Raw genomic sequence first — 18,343 nt, 5'->3', positions numbered from 1 at the left:
TATGTTAGAACTCGATAGACTAAAGGGTGCAAAGGGTACTTCTAAGGTACGACCGGCACTCTGGTTATGCTGCTTCGTGGTTATTATCTTTATTGTTTGGGCCAGTTTTGCTGAAATTGATGAAGTCACTCGTGGTGAAGGACGGATTATTCCCTCTAGCCGATTACAGCTTATTCAGAGCTTAGAAGGCGGCATTATTGATAAGCTTCTGGTGCAAGAAGGTGAAATGGTCGAAGCCGGGCAAGCGCTGATCGAATTGGATAAGACACGTTTCTTTTCAGCTTATATGGAAGGTAAAAGTCAGGCTTCATCATTGCGGGCCTCGATTGCACGATTAGAGGCAGAAGTTAAAAGCAATCGAAAAATTAGTTTTCCAGAGGATGATGCGATCGATAGTAAGGATATTGCTGTTGAAACCTCTTTTTTTAAAGCACGTAGAGAAAAGAAACGGCAAAGGATTGCTTCACTCAAAAGTAAAATGTCTATCGTCAAAGACGAACTTAAAATTATACGGCCACTCGTTGCTGAGGGTGCTGTTAGCCAAATGGAACAACTGCGTCTAGAAAAAGAGATCGAAGACCTGAATGGTCAAATTGTGCAAACCAATAATGGTTATATGCAGGATGCTTATACTGAATTGACGCAGAAAAAAGCGGAACTGAACGCACTCACTGAAATGTTGGTGCAAAAAAAGGATCAGCTGCGACGAACCGTCATAACATCACCGGTAAAAGGCATGGTGAACGATATTCTGGTTACCACTAAGGGTGGGATCGTTCAGCCGGGTGAGCCTATCATGAAGGTGCTTCCTATTGATGAGCAGCTGGTTATTGAAGCTAAAATCAAACCCAAGGATATCGCTTTTCTCGCCCCAGGCATGCCCGCAAGAGTTAAAGTGACGGCTTACGATTACACCATCTATGGCGATTTAAAAGGTGAGGTTGTACAAATAAGTCCTGACACGATTGAAGAAGATACTACGCAAGGAAAAGAGTTTTATTACCAGATATTAGTACACACCACTAAAAATTATTTGGAAAAAGAGAATGTTATGTTGCCTATTCGTCCTGGAATGATTGCCCAGGTTGATATCCTTGGAGGCAAGCGGACAATATTAAACTACATACTCAATCCGCTGTTGAAGGCTAAGTTACATTAAATTTTAGTCGGGTTAGGTTCTGCTATATCGGTAGTGAGCTAGACAGTGCTTGTAGGAATGAAGAGTTGAGTAACCGGATTAACCTTTAAGGTCCCCCCAAAACCCCTGTGTCTTCGAACTTTCGAATAACAGGGGTTTTTCTTAGCGATTTTGGGGTGCCAGCGGTGCTGAGTAGGCAATATTATTCAGCTGACATGCTCTTTTTCATATCATGATGCATCTTCATATTGCCCATTCCTGCCATCACATCCATGACTTGAATATCGAGCTTTTCAGTGCTGCCATCACTGAAATTGAGGGTCAGGTCGATCATTTCATCCTTAGCCAGATTACGCTTAAGCCCGATCAACATGATATGTAAGCCGCCGGGTTTTAGCTCTACTTCGCTATTGGCTTGCAGAGTGATTTGAGGAATCTGACGCATCTTCATGACCCCGTCAGCATGGGTGTGGGTATGCAGTTCGGCGACTTGGGCGATAGAGGTTGATGCGGACACCAGTGATACCTCTTCATTACTGTTGTTTTTTAAGCTCATGAAAGCGGCGCTATTGGGCTGTCCTGGTGGCACAGCACGAGCATAGGGGTGATCTACAACCACTTCAGCGAAAGCCGAAGCAGACAGTGTCAGTGCGGCAACCAGCGTAATTAGCTTTTTCATAACAGTCCTATTGTCATCACGGTTTATGTGGAACCGTATTTATCGGTCAAGGTTTAAGGTAAATAAAATTATCATCAACGCCTTTGTGAGGGGTCATAGCAGGTTTTTTATTTCGCTGACGACTTGATCAGGTGTTGTACCGTGTAGGAGTGCTTTTGCCAGCTCTCCCTGTTTGTTAATCATATAGATGCGCGATGAGTGATCGACGGCATAGCCCATCGCTGAATCTTTCATCTCAACGATACGGTAGAAGGCGCCATACTGAGCGACAATATTGTCAATGCTCTCACGACTACCGGTAACGCCGATGATAGAGGGGTGGAAAAAGTGGCTATATTCGGCTAAACGTGCCGGAGTATCGCGTTCAGGGTCTACGCTGATAAAGATCGGTTGAACCTGCTTTTGTTGCTCACTGCTAAGATTTTTTAAGGCTTGTGAGATAACAGCGAGTGAGGTGGGACACACGTCAGGGCAATGGGTATAGCCGATATAGAGCATCACGACTTTTCCCTGAAAGTCATGCAGTGAAACATCACCATCGACTCCCTGGAGGGTAAAGTCGCCCCCGAGCTTTTTTAACATCGAGCCGCTATTGGCGTTGTTTGGCTGTGGCGCTAGTAGATAGGCGGTGACAATACCTGCCAGCAGAGCCAGTGTTAGCAGTAACAGATTACGCAGTGTCGTTAGGTTGTTTGCCATTATTTTGCTCTAAATTCAAACCATGTTGATAGTGGTCCCGCAGCCGTGTCTGCTGAGACGGTTAAGTGCCATAACATCTCTCCGGTGGTGCAGACAGCGAGCTGTCCAACACCATGGAAAACGCCAGGCTTGCCCTCAACAGCGGTCAATGCTGTTTGGTTGATACCCATGAACATCTCACTACCCTGTAGATTCACCATTACCTCGATGACATCAGCCCCTTCGATGGTTACCTGATAGTCGAAAGGTGTCATCGAACGAATGGGCCGAGGCTGGATATCCAGTGTCAAACGGGCTTCGCCGATGTTGACCGTACAGGCCTGGTGATTAATATCGCAGCGACTCTCAACTCCTACCGCTTCGTTGGTTGGCAAACTGAATATCGAAGATCCTAACCAGACGGCCAAAATAAAGCCTCCGAGTAGGATGAGGTAAAGATAGTTAGCACTGCTTTTATTGGCTTTAGGTTGCGCCATTGATAGGTATTTCCTTTAGCTGAATTGTCACCGATTCGGGCGTGGATCTGAATGTGGCAAATTGTCGCATTATCAATGAGGATAGTGAAATGAAGCGCGGTTTTATTTTGCTATGTCTTCAGGCCGAAAGCCGATCACTTAGGGCCTGTCACCGATGGATGTCAGTGGCTGGAAGTGAGGTCTCTTAGCGTTAGCCTAACGGTTTCTGCCGCGAGACTGAGCGGTCACGACAGGCCTGAAGCTCGACCTCAAGATCGCTAAGCCGTTGCGCCTCATGTCGCAGTGCGATCCTGATCGTCTGTGTGCCTACATACACCGCCAATGGAGCTGTTTGAAATGACAATGATTGTTGTTGTGCTTCTGGGTAGCGGATTTGCGCAAACATGATATGGATATCGTGATCACAGGGTATAACCGAAAGGGGTAAAGACATATTCCGCTCCAGTGGCGTAAATCGCTGCGAGCAGACCGCTCAAAACGGTGTGTCTGACCTCGGTATCGATTGATTTGCGTGGTTTGATATCGCACACTAGACGTAACAATCGTTGACGGACCTGTATCATGGAGTGGGATAAACTACTGACAACCAAGCGTTATGGCCATGAATATCTAACCCCGAAAGAGGTTGGGCGGAGCCATTTTCACAAGGACCATGACCGCATTATATTTTCCAGTGCTTTTCGGCGACTGGGGCGTAAAACTCAGGTGCATCCTTTATCGCTTAATGATCATATTCATACCCGTCTGACCCACAGTATCGAAGTGGGAAGCCTTGGGCGTAGCTTAGGGATTCGGGTGGGCGAGCTGCTGGCTGATCAGTTGCCCGAATGGATAAGTCCCCATGATCTGGGCACTATTGTACAGTCGGCCTGTTTAGCGCACGATATTGGTAATCCTCCTTTTGGTCATGCGGGTGAATATGCGATTCGCGATTGGTTTAAGCATAAGGCACCGAAACATTACCTCGACGAGTTATCGGCTGCTGAGCTATTAGACTTGCAGACCTTTGAAGGTAACGCGCAGGGCTTTAGAGTGGTGACACGAATTGAAAATCACCTCTTTGATGGCGGTCTTCGATTGACTTACCCGACCCTCGGGACGCTGCTGAAATACCCCTGGACTGTCGATCGAGCTGGTAAAAAAGGCAAGTTCAGTTGCTTTGGCACCGAGCGCGAAATTCTTAATGCCTTAGGACGAGAATTGGGCTTGGTTAAGCTCGGTGAGGACTACTGGTGTCGTCACCCGTTAGCTTTCTTGGTGGAGGCGGCGGATGACATCTGTTATGCGATTTTAGATCTTGAAGATGCAATCGAGTTAAATATTCTTGGTTTTGACGATATTAAGCCGATTATGCTGCAAATTTGCGGTGACCTTAACTACCAAGATCAGATCTTTTTCACACAGGCCTCGGCGCGGCGTAAAATCTCGGCCCTGCGCGGTATGGCAATGGAAAATATGGTCGAATCAACGGTTTCGGCTTTTATGGCTAACCTTGAGGGGATCATGGCCGGTGAATATACAGGAGAGTTGCTGGCCGACGGTGACCCTGGGGTACGAGAAGGGCTTGAGAAAGCCAAAAATTTAGCTCGTGATCGCGTGTTTCCCGATAACCGTAAAGCAGAACTTGAGGTGGGCGCTTATAGTACCTTAGGTAGTTTGTTAGATGCTTTTTGTGCGGCGGCCTATGAACTGCATACTCAAAACAGTGATCAGCTGAGTTATCGCAGCCAAAAGATTATTAGTTTGATGGGCATTCATAGTCCAGAACCCCAGTGGCCACTGTACCCCTCTTATATGCGGGTACTCGATTTTATTGGCGGAATGACCGACAATTACGCCGCCTATCTGGCGCGTCAGATCGGTGGTATGTCTGTCAACTAAGCTTTATTTAATTCACTCTATTCTGACAATGAAGAAGGTATAACGTAGTGTCAATGCGTGATCAGTTAAGTGGCCTGGTATTCTCTACTGAAAAAGGTCAAGTGTGTCCGGGCTGCCAAGAGGCGGTCGATCAATGTATCTGCGATCAACTGGCCGATCAGCAGCGTTTGGAAAACCTCGACGGTGTGATCCGTATTCGCCGTGAAACCTCGGGTCGCAAAGGGAAAGGCGTCACCACGATTGCCGGAGTTCCATTGGCGGATAAAGCACTTAAAGAGCTAGCTAAAAAGCTTAAGCAACAGTGTGGTACCGGGGGCTCATTGAAAGATGGCATTATCGAGATACAGGGTGATCATCGAGAGAAGCTAAAGCAGCTACTCGAAAAGCAGGGCTATCGTGTGAAATTGGCGGGTGGTTAATATGACGGTGCCAAAGAGGAAAAGAAAAAGAGTCTGTAAGTTCTGTTTGATGATGCGCTTCATGTTGCTGTTTCTAGCGATCGTTGCGGTTTTCCTATTAAATGGTGTTTATCAGTTTTGGAATTGAGTCATCACATAGCGGCAAGGAGCCGGTGATGCAATAACAGGGAGCCGGTACGATGTGTCGATCTATCTATGTGATATCTTTTTTACTTTGCGTGAGCGTATCGTTTTCGCCTACCGTCACTGCACAAATCTTTCATTATACCGATGGCAATGGACGCAAAGTCTATGTTGATAGTGAACATAAAATTCCGCCCCAGTACCGTCAAAAAAGTCAGTCGATCGATACTGATCGTCAAACTGATGAGGAAAAACAAGCCAGTGAAGTGAGTCGGCAGCAGCTCAGTAATGAGTTTCAACGCAAGCAGCAGATTCGTAAGTTAGAAAGCACCATCGCTAAAATGACAACCCCCGTGAAAATTATTGGTAACCAAGTATTGGTGCCGGTGGATGTTGTTTGGCGGGGGCGTAAAGCCAGTCTACACCTGTTGCTCGATACCGGCGCGAGTATGACCGTACTTCATCGTGACGGGGTTAGCTCACTGAATATCTCCAGCCGTAATTCCAGTTATGCACAGGTGGCTGGTGGCGGCATTATCAAAACCGAACGGGTGGTGTTTGATCGGGTTGAACTCGGGCCCTATCGGATTGAAAATAAATCCACCGCGGTAATTGAAACAACCGGCCAGCAAGCCTTTGATGGGCTTTTAGGCATGGATATCCTCGGTGGTGGTCAATATAAAATCGACTTTCAGCAACGTAAGATTATCTGGTCGCCGGAGAAATACCAGCAGTTCTCGGATGCGCTTGTGCAGCTAAAGGCTATTAATGTCGACAACGCTTCGGAGGATAATGAGGCTGATAAGTCTAAGGCTGGAGACGCACTGTAGTCGAACAGCGTAACCCTAAGTTCATGACGGTTAAGGACACTGAGAAAACAAGTTTATCCATTTCTCTGTGTCTTTTCTTTTTTGTTCTATTTTTGCCAGCACGCTTAAGACTATCCCCTAAATGACAGCTGACTGCTGTGTTCGTCTAAGCTGTCGTTCTGTTATCAGAGGTGACTTATAGTTCTAGTTCGGCGAGTTTCAAATCCAGTGTGGCTTTGAGAAGTTTATACAGGCGAATCGCCGCGTCTATCTCTTCTTTTCGGTTGGTTAAGCTTTCGATGTTCAGTCCCAACGGAATACCTAGGCCGCCACAGGCCTCAAGAATCTGATCAAGATTATTGCGACAGATACGGATCGATTCGCCCAGCGGGTTGTGCGCATCAAGGATTCGGTGGCAGGTCGCTTGAGGGACTGAGATGCCGAGCCATTCCATAAATTCGAGTGTCTTTGCGCTACCGCAAGGTGTGAAGGTGAGAATAATCCGCTTGGGTGCTAAACCACGCTCTTTACATTCACGGGCATAGGAACTCAGCAGGTCAATAGTGGCTTGAGGGTTATACACCGCTTGCGAGATAAAAAATTCACAGCCTTGGGCGCTTTTTTCTAGCAACCGTAGGTGCTCGTTGCCTTTGCTGGCATGACGCTCTGCAATGGTGACGCCACCGAGGTTGAAGTTGAGACTGTGTTCCTGCATTGAGGCATACGCCTGTGGCAGGGTCAGCTTGATATCCCCGTCAGAGGAGGGGCTACCGACTAACACCAGGTCACGAACACCATGGGGACACCAAGCACGGTCTAGCCACTGATCAAAGTCATCTCGGCTACGCTGAGAAACGCTCTTATAGGTGATCACCGGACGGCCAGATTTTTCTCGCAGAATGGCAGAGTAATCTCGTGGGTCGTGGGTGTTCATGAAAGGAAACGGACGAGGCTTATCGGTTCGGCTGCTTTCGTCCTGAATGTCATAGACGATCACGCCATCGTAATCGATCTGCTCGAGACGTTCCAGCAGCTTGGTGCCTATCTCGGATACCTGTGCCATAGAAACAGAAGACTTCGGCGGGGTGGTGCCAATAAAATAGACGCCGCGTTTTGGGTCGGCGAATTTCTGTTTCAATTGTGAGTCGCTCATTAGGGTATCCGTATATGCTTAATCAGGTGCTAAATCAAATATGTTTCTCGCGAATCGATCGCTTGTGCTGGCTAAATCGTATTCGCTACTGTGCGTCGATGCTTTGACGGCTGTGTTTTACTTTTTAAGTACGATCTATTCTAACAATGAATGTCTTTCATGTGTTTAAGTTATAAGGTGAAATTTTTTGCAGTCAATATGAGCCGATTTAATGACAACTGAAATACAATACCCATAAACCCGTTTTAGATAGCCAAGGATACGTCGTGAACGAGAGCAAATCGGACCTGAGTTCTATACAGCAACAGTTGGAAGGTGATCATAAAAAGCGCCGTGCATTGCCGCCGGTGCATCTTTGGAAACCTGATTTCAGTGGTGATCTAGATATACAGATTACGCGCGATGGACGTTGGATTCATGAGGGTGGGCAGATCAAGCGCCCCGCGATGGTGACGTTGTTCTCGACTATTTTATGGCGTGAAGGGGAGCGTTACTTTTTGGTCACGCCGGTCGAAAAAGTAGGCATACAGGTTGAAGATGTACCGTTCTTCTTTGTTGGCCTAGATGTGCGTCAAGGGTCGCAGGGGCAGGAGCTCGTGTTTACCTCATCCACCGATGATGTGGTGGTGGCATCGGCGGAGCATCCGTTACGTGTCGAAACGGCCCCGGATAGTGATGAACCTTCACCCTATCTGATGGTGCGCTATGGCATGGAGGGACGCTTGAATCGAGCTGTTTTCTATCAACTGGCTGACTTAGCAGAAGAACGGGATGGGGAGTTTGGAGTGGAAAGCTGTGGTCAGTGGTTTGTGTTGGGTAAAAGTTAACCGCTTTAATCCTTAGTAGGCCGAACGCCCTTAAATGCAGGGCTTGTTCGGGGTTTAATATCTAATAAAGGCTGTTTTGGGCGGGCGTTAATTATACAGCTGTAATGGCGGCTCTTGCAGGGCAAACAGTTGCTCTCTCAATTCGAGAATATGTTCGCTCCAGTAGCGCACGGTATTAAACCATGGGAAGTTGTGTGGGAACGCGGGATCTTCCCAGCGTCTAGCGACCCAGGCGGCATAATTCATAATACGCAGAGTACGTAGGGTTTCGGTTAATCGTAGTTGCGCTGGGTTAAAGTCGCAGAATTCACGATAACCTTCAATAATCTCCAATAGTTGGGCTTGCTGACTGTCCCGCTCACCGGAGAGTAGCATCCAGATATCCTGAATCGCTGGTGCCATTCTGGCATCATCAAAATCAACGAAATGTGGTGCATTATCCCGCCAGAGCATATTGCCGATATGGCAGTCGCCGTGGACTCGGATGTGGTTGATAGGCTCGCAAACTTGCCAGTGTTGCTCCATCAGCTTGAGTAGGTCGGCGGTGAGAGTGTCATAGGAGGTTTTCAGTTCAGCGGGAATAAACTGTTCGCTGATCAGTTTAGCACTTTCATGGCCATAGCTAGCGATATCAATGGCTGGCCGGTGGGTAAAGGGGCGACTGGCGCCGATGGTGTGTATGCGACCGAGCATTCGTCCTAAGGTGAAGAGGTTATCCATATTGTCCAGTTCGGGGGCATGACCGCCCTTGCGAGGGAACAGGGCAAACATAAAGTCGCCATAACAAAATAGGCTTTCCCCATCACGGATTAACGGTGCAACCACGGGCAGCTCTTGCGCCAATAGCTCAAAGCAAAACTGATGCTCCTCGAGAATCTGTTCTTTGCTCCAGCGGGCGGGGCGATAAAACTTTGCAATCAACGGCTCGCTTTCTTCAATGCCAATTTGATAGACGCGATTTTCATAACTATTTAAGCCAAATACCCGCCCATCACAAAGATAGCCGAGGCTTTCAATGGCATCCTGAATAAAGCTCGGGGTGAGATGTTCGAACGGGTGTACTGTGCTCATCGGATTACCAGTTTTTGAAAGGGTGGGTCAGCAGGTTCGAATTGTAGTAGCGCTTGTCGCCGGTCACTTCTTGGGTTATCCAGTCGGGCAGTTCCGGTTGTTCTGTTTCGCTGCTCAGTTCTACTTCGGCGACGATCAGCCCTTGGTTGTCGCCGGCAAAGATATCCAGCTCCCAAAGATGTTGTTGATGCTGAATCAGGTAGCGGGTTTTATCGACCACGGGGCCTTTGCAGAGCTCATCGAGCATTTGGCGGGCATCGCTGACCGGGATTTCATATTCAAACTCACTGCGAGAGAAACCGTGGGTTTCCCCTTTGAGGGTTAGAAACGCTTTATCGCCCATGATGCGGATGCGCACGGTGGTTTTATCGGCCGTTTGAATATAACCCTGACAGATGGTTAGACCCTGCTTTGGTAGATCGACTTTATCTATATCCACGAGGAACTTGCGTTCAATTTCCTGTGCCATATCGACTCCTCAATAAAAAAGGCACTCTACAGTGCCTTTAATCATAATGGTATAACGGTGATAAAGACCGTTTACATAATCCGCATGCCCGGCTGTGCGCCTTCGTGGGGTTCGAGTATCCAGAGATCTTTACCGCCGGGGCCTGCTGCCAACACCATACCTTCAGACATGCCAAACTTCATTTTCCGCGGTGCCAAGTTGGCTACCATGACGGTCAGTTTGCCTTGCAAGTCTTCGGGGTTGTAAGCAGATTTGATACCGGCAAAGACGTTGCGGTTTTCGCCACCGATATCCAGCGTTAGCTGCAGTAGTTTATCGGCACCTTTTACATGTTCTGCTTTGACGATCAGCGCAACTCGGAGATCGACCTTAGCAAACTCATCAAAAGTGATTTCATCGGCCACTGGGTCTTTCTCTAACTCAGTTTTAACTGCCGTTGGCGCCGCAGGGGTAGTCGCTGCGATAGCGGCTAGTGTTGCTTTGCTATCTTCGATCATCGCTTCAATGCTGCTTTCTTCAACCCGTTGCATCAGCGGCTTAAACTTGTTGATCTGATGATCCAGCAGCGGTGTTTTAATCGCATCCCACGCAAAACCATCGATGTTCAGGAAGGCGGCGGTATCGTCTGCGACCTGAGGCAGTACGGGGGCCAGATAGGAGATAATCACCCGGAACAGGTTAATGCCCATGGTGCAGCAGTCTTGAACCTGCTGCTGTTTATCGTCCTGTTTCGCCAGCACCCAAGGTTCAGCCGCATCAATATACTGGTTGGCTTTATCGGCGAGATGCATGATCTCACGCATCGCTTTACCGTATTCGCGCGCTTCATAGGCATTGGCAATCAATTCGCCAGAGGCGATCGCTTCATCATACAGTGCCGGTTCGGCTAAGGTGCTGCCGAGTTGACCATCAAATTTCTTGTAGATAAAGCCAGCGCAACGAGAGGCGATATTGACGACTTTGTTAACCAGGTCGGCATTCACCCGCATACGGAAATCGTCCAGACTCAAATCGATATCATCGATACCGGAGCCTAACTTGGCGGCGAAGTAATAACGCAGGTATTCTGGGCGCAGATGTTTAAGATAGGTCTCCGCCATAATAAAGGTGCCGCGAGACTTGGACATCTTCTGACCGTTAACCGTCAGGAAACCATGGCAGAACACTTTGGTGGGAATACGGAAACCCGCACCTTCAAGCATGGCTGGCCAGAACAGGGTATGGAAGTAAGCGATATCTTTACCGATGAAGTGATACAGCTCGGTGTCGGAATCTTTATTCCAATACTCGTCAAAGTCGACATCGTTTTTATCGCACCAGTTTTTAAAGCTGGCGATATAGCCGATGGGGGCATCCAGCCAAACATAGAAGTATTTACCCGGCGCATCGGGGATTTCAAAGCCCCAATAAGGCGCATCGCGGGAGATATCCCAGTTTTGTAAACCGGATTCAAACCACTCGTTGAGCTTGTGAATCATCTGCTCTTGGACGCAAGTATCGACCCAGTTGCGCAGGAACTTTTCGAAATCACCCAGTTTGAAAAAGTAGTGTTCAGATTCTTTTTCAATCGGTTTAGCACCCGAGACCGCGGAATAAGCGTTCTTCATGTCGACCGGGCTGTAAGTTGCGCCACAGACTTCACAGGAATCGCCGTATTGATCCTGCGCGCCGCATTTCGGGCAGTCACCCTTGACGAAACGGTCTGGCAGGAACATCTCTTTTTCGGGGTCGTAGGCTTGCGTAATGGTTTTACGATCGATATGACCGGCATCACGTAGGCGACTATAAATCAATGATGAGAAGTGCTTGTTCTCTTCGGAATGGGTGGAGTAGTAGTTATCAAAACCCACCATAAACCCTGCGAAATCACGCTGATGTTCTTGGCTTACCTGATTAATCAGCGCTTCTGGCGTGGTACCCATTTGATCAGCTTTAAGCATAATGGGGGTGCCATGGGCATCATCGGCGCACACATAGGTGCAATGATTGCCGCGCTGGTTTTGGAAGCGTGTCCAGATGTCAGTCTGGATATACTCTACCAAGTGTCCCAGATGGATAGGGCCGTTGGCATAAGGCAGAGCGCTGGTAACAAGAATCTTACGTTGTTTGTCAGTCATGATTCAGAGCAGGTCTAGGTTCAGAGATAAGCGCGCAATTTTACTCTTAAATGATTGAGAATACAGCCATAAAGGGGATCTTTTTTGTTCGCCAGAGGAATCCAGGTGCAGCGAATATTCTCACTATAGTGGGCAGTCATCATTGGCAAGTTGGGTAAATAAGACTACAACTTAATGAGCGTCTGAATAATACATCTGGATCATGAGTGGCAACCTCAATACCGTTTTGCGGCTGTGTTATGCGTCGATAAGTATGATCGTTGGGCATGGAGCTGAATAAAGAGAGGGTTCTATGAGCCGATGGAGAGGACTATGTTCGAGTACATTCTAAAAGAAGATCAGGTTGCCGTGCTCTGGCTCGGTAAGCCGTTAGTTGATCTGAATGCGATTCCGGCCACATTAGAAGGTAAGGTCACTATCGATTTAGCACAACAGCCTGAACAAGCTGAACAGATGCTTGATAGTGGTGATTATCGAGTGATTGTGGTGCAGTTATCGGTGGAAAATTTTGATTTTCGTTACCACTGGTTGCGTAAGGTGGTCGAACATCATCCTGGGGTGGTCCGGGTTATGTTGAATGATGGTCTACATCCACCGCAAGTGGCTAAAGCGTCGGAGCTTTGTCACCGTTCGCTCCTGTTTACCTCCGCCGTTGGTGAACTCTTCAAAGAGATTGGAGAAAGCTTTCATCTATTGCAGGCATCGAAGAAACCGGCGATCCGCGAATATGTTGGTGCGATTGAACGTTTACCATCATTACCCGGGGTCTATATTGCCTTGAATGATGCGCTGGCATCGGATGTAACCCGGGCTGAAGATATTGCTGCGATCATCGAAAGAGATCCGGCTATGTGTGCGAAGATTTTACAGCTGGTTAATTCTGCATTTTTTGCGCTCAGCAATAAAGTATTCAAAATTAAAGATGCGGTGGTGATTCTTGGGGTGCGCCAGGTGCGAGATCTGTTCCTCGTGTCGCGTTTGTTTGAACATTTTCCCCAGAGTAAAAGTTGGTCTGGATTTTCTTTTGAAAACCTCTTCGACCGCTCAATGGTGGTAGGGCGTTTTGCTCAAGCCATTTGCCGTGAACAGCGGGTTAGCCCGGATATCGCCGATAAAGCATTTTTGGGCGCACTGTTACAAGATATCGGTATGCTAGTGATCGCTACCCGTGAAGCTGAGCACTATAGTGCCGTACTGCAAGAAGCGGCGGCGCTGAATCAGCCTCTCTATGCAATTGAAAAACTTCGCCTTGGTGTGAACCATATGGAAGTGGGGGCTTATATGTTGGGGCTGTGGAATTTATCCCCAGAGGTGGTTGAGGCGGTGTTGTATCACTCTAACCCGAATGCCACCACCAGTGAAAAATTCACGCCATTAACGGCGGTGCATCTGGCGGACTCTATTTTACCCGATGTGGTAAATATCAATGAATGTCGTATCTGTAGTCGCATCAGTCAGAAGTATCTTACTCGTTTGGGGTTACAGAATAATCTATCGCGTTGGCAGCAGATGTCTGAAGAGTTTGCCTCACAGTTGTATTCCGGCGTAGGCCAGGGTTTTTAAACCCTATTGAACGCTTGGAGTGATGGGGGCGTACTGGTAGAATGCGCGGCCTATTTCCCCTTACATTCTATCGAGGTTTAGATGGCGCTGCCTGTTGTTGATCCGTCCCGCTATGATGCTCAGCTGAGCGAAAAGAAAGCTGAAATCGAACAGCAGTTTAGCGATTTTTGTCCGCCTGATATCGAACTGTTTGAATCCGAGAAAACCGCTTATCGTTTGCGCGCCGAATTTCGTGTTTGGCATGAGGGTGATGATCTTTACTACGTGATGTTCCAACCCGGCGATAAGCATCAGCACAGCCGCTTAGAAAGTTGTCCGATGGTGTCTGAACCGATCCAGCAGGTTATGTTTAAGCTGTTGGACTATCTGCGACCGAATGAACTGTTACGCCGTCGTCTGTTTCAGGTGGATTTCCTCAGCACCCTGTCCGGTGAAGTGATTATCAGCTTGCTCTATCACAAACCGTTGGATGAAGCCTGGACCGAGGAAGCGAAAAAGCTTAAACAGCATTTTGGCATCCACTTTATTGGTCGTAGCCGTAAAACCAAAATTATATTGGATCAAGATTACGCCATTGAAAAGATGCCCGTGGGTGGTCGTGAGCTGATTTACAAACAGGTTGAAAACAGCTTCACTCAACCGAATGGTGGTGTCTGTATTCAGATGTTGGAGTGGGCGCAGGATGTCACGCGAAACGCGGGTGGTGATCTGGTTGAGTTGTATTGTGGTAATGGCAATTTCACCATGGCGCTGGCGCAAAACTTCGATCAGGTGATCGCCACCGAGATAGCCAAAGTGTCGGTTGAAGCGGCGCAATATAATATCGCCGCCAATCAGGTGGATAACGTTAAGATTCTGCGGATGTCCAGCGAGGAGTTTTCCCAAGCCCTGCAAGGGGTACGTGAATTCCGTCGCCTGAAACAGAGTAAGGTTGACCTGAGTACCTATAATTTTAGTACGGTGTTAGTCGATCCACCGCGCAGCGGGCTGGATGATGAGACCGTTAAACAGGTGGCCGAGTATGACAATATTGTTTATGTTTCCTGTAATCCGGAAACGCTGCATAATAATTTGCAACAATTGACCCAGACCCATGAGTTGCAACGTTTTGCGATCTTCGATCAGTTTCCCTATACCCACCACCTCGAGTGCGGTGTTTATCTGACCCGGAAATAATGGTTTGATCCTGCTTAAATACTCCTTGGGTGCTCTGAACTCACCCAAGGGTATTATATTTCAATACTCCTTCTGCATAGATAGCGTTATTCGCGTGATAAAAAGATACTTCCGGAATCATTTTAACGGGAGGTAGTGTTATGCTCAGTTTAACTTCAGCGCCGGTTGTCATCGCATCGGTATGGTCCGTCACTGCTTCGTTCTGTCAAGGAGAGTAGGATGTCAGCACTTCTTCGTATCAATGGTTTTCTGGCATTTATTGCCATTGCCTTTATCAATGCGTTTGTCGATCTTGGGCATAAAATCATTATTCAAAATACGTTGTTTAAAGCGTATGACGGTGATCTACAGATTGTCTTGACCGCCGTGGTTAATGGTTTGATTTTGCTCCCCTTTATTATGCTGTTCACCCCGGCGGGGTTTCTGGCCGATAAATACCCTAAAAATCGGGTGATGAGATTTTCCGCTTGGGCGGCGGTCGGTGCCACGCTGCTAATAACGCTCTGTTATTTTCAAGGTTGGTTTTTAGCCGCCTTTGCGTTGACCTTTGTGTTGGCGCTGCAAAGCGCTTTTTACTCCCCGGCTAAATATGGTTTTATCCGCGAACTGGTAGGCGAAGAAAATATTACCGAAGGGAATGGTTGGGTTCAGGCGGTCACCATGGTGGCTATCCTTTCCGGTATTGCCGTATTTTCGTTGCTGTTTGAGATGCGGGTTGAGGGGGCTTTTCAGCTATCGCCTGAAGAGAGTTTACGTAAGATCGCCCCGTTAGGATGGTTGTTGGTGCTGGGCGCTATCGGTGAGTTGCTCTTAGCGTATCGTTTGCCTAAAACCCGGGAGACCGATGATCAGTTAAATTATGATTGGCAGGCTTACCGTACTGGTAAGACCTTGCGCCAGAATGTCTCAGGTATCTATCATAATCGCACTATTTGGTTGTCGATTGTTGGTGTCTCGTTGTTTTGGTCGATCAGCCAAGTGATGTTGGCGGTGTTTCCTGCGGTAGCGGAAGCTCATCATGGGATTCATAACACCTTTGTGATTCAGGGCACGATGGCGTTAGCCGGCGTCGGTATTATGGCTGGCTCCGTGCTGGCGGGTCGTTGGTCACCTCACTATATCAATATTGGTCTGATTCCTTTGGGCGCGGTAGGTATTGCCACTGGCTTGGTGTTGTTGCCGCAAGCGGCATCGGTCTATTCTCAGGGCGGTATTTTTTTCCTGATCGGCCTGAGCGGCGCACTGCTGAATGTCCCGCTGCAATCACTGATTCAATTTAATGCGGGTCAAAAAGAAACCGGTAAAGTATTAGCGGGCAGTAACTTCATTCAAAATATCGCCATGCTCGGTTTTCTCGGTTTAACCGTGTTATTTGCCTGGGCGGGCATCGATGGTTTGTGGCTGCTTTGGTTGCTGGCCTTTATTGCTGTGATCGGTGCGCTCTGCGCGATTCGGATGCTACCGCAAGCATTGGTGCGGGTGCTGGTGGCCGGGTTGATTAAGCGTAAATATAACCTGCAGGTATTAGGGTTTGAGAACCTGCCCCGTTCTGGCCAAGGGGTACTCTTATTGGGCAATCACATTAGTTGGTTGGATTGGGCGATGATTCAGATGGCTTGCCCACGCCATATTCATTTTGTGATGGAGCGTTCAATCTATGAGCGCTGGTATCTGAAATGGTTTTTATCGATGTATAAAGTGGTGCCTATCTCTAAGGGCAAAAGCCGCGAAGCATTGAACAGTGTCAGAGACCTGATTAGTGCGGGGCATGTGGTCTGCCTCTTCCCTGAGGGGGCGATCAGTTATACCGGTCAGATCGGTGAGTTTAAGCGGGGTTTTGAGCACGCTTGTGAAGGGGCAAACGGGGTCATTGTACCGTTTTATCTTCGGGGCTTATGGGGCAGTCGCTTTTCTCGCTCTACCGATAAGATGAAAACCATTCGCCGTGGTGGATTGAAGCGTGATGTGATCGTTGCTTACGGTCAGCCGATGCCGGTTAGCAGTAATGCTTCAGAGGTTAAAAAGAAAGTCACAGAACTATCGATTCATACATGGGAGCGTTATACCCAGACCCTGAAACCGATACCCCAGAGCTTTATTCAGACGGCTAAGTCGCAGTTGTCTGATATGGCCATTACCGATGTGCAGGGTGAACCACTCAGCTATCGACGTTTGTTAACCGCCGTGGTGCTGTTTAGTCGACGTCTCAAAAAGACACCGGGGCAGCGGTTGGGATTATTACTGCCGACCTCGAGTGCCGGTGCCATTGCTAACCTCGCCGGGTTATTTGCCGGACGGACACTGGTTAACCTGAACTTTACCGCCAGTGAGGCGGCTCAACTGGCTGCCTTGGAGCAGGCTGAGGTTAGTACTATTCTGACGGCACATAAGTTTGTTGCTAAGCTGAAGGCCCGTGGTATCGATCCTGAACCGCTGTTTGCTGGGCGTCGGGTAATCTACATGGAAGAGGTTAAAGAGGCGATTGGCAAAACTGAAGCACTGCTAACCATGGGGTTGCTGAGCTTTCTTCCTACCTCTTTTCTACAGGGTTGGTTAGGTGCCGGGCGTCGAGTTGAAGATACCGCCGCGATTATGTTTTCGTCCGGCAGTGAGGGCGCGCCGAAGGGTGTTATGCTGAGTCATCGGAATATTTTGGCTAATCTGCGTCAGATTGCCGATGTGCTGAATGTGCGTGATGATGACTGCATTATGGCGACATTGCCGCTGTTCCACGCTTTTGGTCTGACAGTCACTACCTTTATGCCATTGATTGAAGGGATACCGGTGGTGTGTCACCCGGATCCAACCGATGGTTACAATATCGGTAAAGGGGTGGCTAAATACCGGGCGACGATGATCTGTGCTACTTCGACGTTTTTACGGCTCTATACCCATACTAAAAAGCTTCATCCGTTGATGTTCCAGTCTATTCGCGTGGCGGTTGCTGGTGCGGAGCGGCTTGATCCTGCGGTGCAGCAAGCCTTTGAAACCCGTTTTCGGGTGCCGGTGGTTGAGGGCTATGGTTCGACGGAGACAACCCCGGTGGCCAGTGTTAATTTGCCGGATCACCTTTCTGTCGATGGCTGGTTTTTACAGGTGGGTACCCGTCCCGGGACGGTAGGCTTGGCGTTACCGGGGTCGACTTTTAGGATTGTTGATCCCGAGACGTTGGCGGAGTTACCGACCGGTGAGGATGGTCTGATTCTGATCGGTGGCACTCAGATTATGCAGGGCTACCTTAATAACCCAACCAAAACCGCAGAGGTTATTGTCGAGTTGGACGGGCTGCGCTGGTATAAGAGCGGAGATAAGGGTCACCTCGATGAGGATGGTTTTTTGACCATTGTTGATCGCTATTCTCGCTTTGCCAAACTCGGTGGCGAGATGGTCAGCCTGGGGGCGGTCGAACTTGAGATTCGCAAGCACCTTGAGCAAGATGATGCGGGGCTGGTGGCGATTAATATGCCGGATGAGCGTAAAGGCGAGCAGGTGGTGTTGTTAGTGGATGCGGATATCGAGGTTGACACTTTCCGCCGAGTCTTGGTTAGTCAGGTTGCACCGTTGATGCTGCCGACCAAGGTCTTTCGGGTTGATCAGGTGCCGCTGTTGGGCAGCGGTAAAACGGATTATCCCGCTGCACGTCTAATGGCCGAGCAACTGATGCAAGCTTGATGGTTTATCGCGCCTCCGAAAAGAGTTCTTTTTAGAGGCGCTGTCATCTTTCTTGGCTTTGGTCAGGTTAA

General features: G+C 48.4%; 16 protein-coding genes. 8 read left to right on the top strand and 8 right to left on the bottom strand.

Annotated features, from left to right (window positions below; all coding sequences use genetic code 11):
• Position 1 precedes the first annotated feature (1 nt).
• Positions 2–1,159 (top strand): beta-barrel domain-containing protein, encoded by a 1,158-nt coding sequence (locus AC0L4K_RS12430; protein ID WP_473266410.1) that lies wholly within the window; start codon positions 2–4, stop codon positions 1,157–1,159.
• Positions 1,160–1,340: 181 nt separating this feature from the next.
• Here the strand turns inward: AC0L4K_RS12430 and AC0L4K_RS12425 are convergent, their stop codons facing one another.
• The 4 genes from AC0L4K_RS12425 to AC0L4K_RS12410 all read right to left on the bottom strand — a co-directional run bounded on the left by AC0L4K_RS12425 (position 1,341) and on the right by AC0L4K_RS12410 (position 3,425).
• Complete coding sequence (locus AC0L4K_RS12425) at positions 1,341–1,817, bottom strand: copper chaperone PCu(A)C (RefSeq protein ID WP_473266408.1); 477 nt, start codon at positions 1,815–1,817, stop codon at positions 1,341–1,343.
• A gap of 93 nt (positions 1,818–1,910) precedes the next feature.
• Positions 1,911–2,516 (bottom strand): SCO family protein, encoded by a 606-nt coding sequence (locus tag AC0L4K_RS12420; RefSeq protein ID WP_417221841.1) that lies wholly within the window; start codon positions 2,514–2,516, stop codon positions 1,911–1,913.
• Positions 2,516–2,992, bottom strand: a complete 477-nt coding sequence (locus AC0L4K_RS12415; protein WP_473266407.1) for a hypothetical protein — start codon at positions 2,990–2,992, stop codon at positions 2,516–2,518. The genes AC0L4K_RS12420 and AC0L4K_RS12415 overlap by 1 nt, the downstream gene beginning before the upstream one ends.
• Before the next feature lie 190 nt (positions 2,993–3,182).
• On the bottom strand, positions 3,183–3,425 hold the full coding sequence (locus AC0L4K_RS12410; protein WP_473266404.1) for a hypothetical protein: 243 nt from the start codon (positions 3,423–3,425) through the stop codon (positions 3,183–3,185).
• 128 nt (positions 3,426–3,553) lie between these two features.
• On the opposite strand from AC0L4K_RS12410, the gene AC0L4K_RS12405 reads away from it, so the two are divergent.
• The 3 genes from AC0L4K_RS12405 (at position 3,554) to AC0L4K_RS12395 (ending at position 6,245) form a co-directional block, all read left to right on the top strand.
• Positions 3,554–4,873, top strand: a complete 1,320-nt coding sequence (locus AC0L4K_RS12405; RefSeq protein WP_417221846.1) for a deoxyguanosinetriphosphate triphosphohydrolase — start codon at positions 3,554–3,556, stop codon at positions 4,871–4,873.
• 53 nt (positions 4,874–4,926) lie between these two features.
• Positions 4,927–5,292, top strand: coding sequence for a translation initiation factor Sui1 (locus tag AC0L4K_RS12400; RefSeq protein ID WP_417223369.1), 366 nt, complete (start codon positions 4,927–4,929; stop codon positions 5,290–5,292).
• 179 nt (positions 5,293–5,471) lie between these two features.
• Positions 5,472–6,245, top strand: a complete 774-nt coding sequence (locus tag AC0L4K_RS12395; RefSeq protein ID WP_473266402.1) for a retropepsin-like aspartic protease — start codon at positions 5,472–5,474, stop codon at positions 6,243–6,245.
• A 175-nt stretch (positions 6,246–6,420) separates the two neighbouring features.
• Here AC0L4K_RS12395 and AC0L4K_RS12390 read toward each other — a convergent pair whose 3' ends face one another.
• Complete coding sequence (locus AC0L4K_RS12390; RefSeq protein ID WP_417221867.1) at positions 6,421–7,377, bottom strand: hypothetical protein; 957 nt, start codon at positions 7,375–7,377, stop codon at positions 6,421–6,423.
• A 266-nt stretch (positions 7,378–7,643) separates the two neighbouring features.
• Here AC0L4K_RS12390 and AC0L4K_RS12385 point away from each other — a divergent pair, with 266 nt between their 5' ends.
• Positions 7,644–8,204: a DUF1285 domain-containing protein gene (locus AC0L4K_RS12385; protein ID WP_473266400.1), complete on the top strand. Its 561-nt coding sequence runs from the start codon at positions 7,644–7,646 to the stop codon at positions 8,202–8,204.
• An 87-nt stretch (positions 8,205–8,291) separates the two neighbouring features.
• Here AC0L4K_RS12385 and AC0L4K_RS12380 read toward each other — a convergent pair whose 3' ends face one another.
• The 3 genes from AC0L4K_RS12380 to metG form a co-directional block, all read right to left on the bottom strand.
• Complete coding sequence (locus AC0L4K_RS12380; protein ID WP_473266398.1) at positions 8,292–9,275, bottom strand: serine/threonine protein kinase; 984 nt, start codon at positions 9,273–9,275, stop codon at positions 8,292–8,294.
• Between the two features lie 4 nt (positions 9,276–9,279).
• A complete protein-coding gene (locus AC0L4K_RS12375) occupies positions 9,280–9,744 on the bottom strand; it encodes a CYTH domain-containing protein (RefSeq protein ID WP_215950753.1) in 465 nt (154 codons plus the stop codon).
• Between the two features lie 71 nt (positions 9,745–9,815).
• A complete protein-coding gene (metG, locus tag AC0L4K_RS12370; protein ID WP_473266395.1) occupies positions 9,816–11,861 on the bottom strand; it encodes a methionine--tRNA ligase in 2,046 nt (681 codons plus the stop codon).
• Positions 11,862–12,173: 312 nt separating this feature from the next.
• On the opposite strand from metG, the gene AC0L4K_RS12365 reads away from it, so the two are divergent.
• The 3 genes from AC0L4K_RS12365 (at position 12,174) to AC0L4K_RS12355 (ending at position 18,272) form a co-directional block, all read left to right on the top strand.
• Entirely contained in the window at positions 12,174–13,424 is a 1,251-nt protein-coding gene (locus AC0L4K_RS12365; RefSeq protein WP_473266393.1) for an HDOD domain-containing protein, read from the top strand.
• 81 nt (positions 13,425–13,505) lie between these two features.
• Positions 13,506–14,600, top strand: a complete 1,095-nt coding sequence (trmA, locus tag AC0L4K_RS12360) for a tRNA (uridine(54)-C5)-methyltransferase TrmA (protein WP_417221876.1) — start codon at positions 13,506–13,508, stop codon at positions 14,598–14,600.
• Between the two features lie 219 nt (positions 14,601–14,819).
• Positions 14,820–18,272, top strand: a complete 3,453-nt coding sequence (locus AC0L4K_RS12355; RefSeq protein WP_473266391.1) for an acyl-[ACP]--phospholipid O-acyltransferase — start codon at positions 14,820–14,822, stop codon at positions 18,270–18,272.
• Positions 18,273–18,343: the final 71 nt, after the last annotated feature.

The organism is Amphritea sp. GJ51-11 (assembly GCF_055808735.1).
This window is presented reverse-complemented; position numbering and strand designations above follow the sequence as displayed.

Bases quoted from the DNA above. Each gene is read 5' to 3' on its own strand.
- AC0L4K_RS12380 (WP_473266398.1), bottom strand. From the start codon at position 9,275: ATGAGCACAGTACACCCGTTCGAACATCTCACCCCGAGCTTTATTCAG.
- AC0L4K_RS12400 (WP_417223369.1), top strand. From the start codon at position 4,927: ATGCGTGATCAGTTAAGTGGCCTGGTATTCTCTACTGAAAAAGGTCAA.
- AC0L4K_RS12410 (WP_473266404.1), bottom strand. From the start codon at position 3,425: ATGTCTTTACCCCTTTCGGTTATACCCTGTGATCACGATATCCATATC.
- AC0L4K_RS12405 (WP_417221846.1), top strand. From the start codon at position 3,554: ATGGAGTGGGATAAACTACTGACAACCAAGCGTTATGGCCATGAATAT.
- AC0L4K_RS12420 (WP_417221841.1), bottom strand. From the start codon at position 2,516: ATGGCAAACAACCTAACGACACTGCGTAATCTGTTACTGCTAACACTG.
- AC0L4K_RS12395 (WP_473266402.1), top strand. From the start codon at position 5,472: ATGTGTCGATCTATCTATGTGATATCTTTTTTACTTTGCGTGAGCGTA.
- trmA (WP_417221876.1), top strand. From the start codon at position 13,506: ATGGCGCTGCCTGTTGTTGATCCGTCCCGCTATGATGCTCAGCTGAGC.
- AC0L4K_RS12430 (WP_473266410.1), top strand. From the start codon at position 2: ATGTTAGAACTCGATAGACTAAAGGGTGCAAAGGGTACTTCTAAGGTA.
- AC0L4K_RS12425 (WP_473266408.1), bottom strand. From the start codon at position 1,817: ATGAAAAAGCTAATTACGCTGGTTGCCGCACTGACACTGTCTGCTTCG.
- AC0L4K_RS12355 (WP_473266391.1), top strand. From the start codon at position 14,820: ATGTCAGCACTTCTTCGTATCAATGGTTTTCTGGCATTTATTGCCATT.
- metG (WP_473266395.1), bottom strand. From the start codon at position 11,861: ATGACTGACAAACAACGTAAGATTCTTGTTACCAGCGCTCTGCCTTAT.
- AC0L4K_RS12415 (WP_473266407.1), bottom strand. From the start codon at position 2,992: ATGGCGCAACCTAAAGCCAATAAAAGCAGTGCTAACTATCTTTACCTC.
- AC0L4K_RS12365 (WP_473266393.1), top strand. From the start codon at position 12,174: ATGTTCGAGTACATTCTAAAAGAAGATCAGGTTGCCGTGCTCTGGCTC.
- AC0L4K_RS12390 (WP_417221867.1), bottom strand. From the start codon at position 7,377: ATGAGCGACTCACAATTGAAACAGAAATTCGCCGACCCAAAACGCGGC.
- AC0L4K_RS12375 (WP_215950753.1), bottom strand. From the start codon at position 9,744: ATGGCACAGGAAATTGAACGCAAGTTCCTCGTGGATATAGATAAAGTC.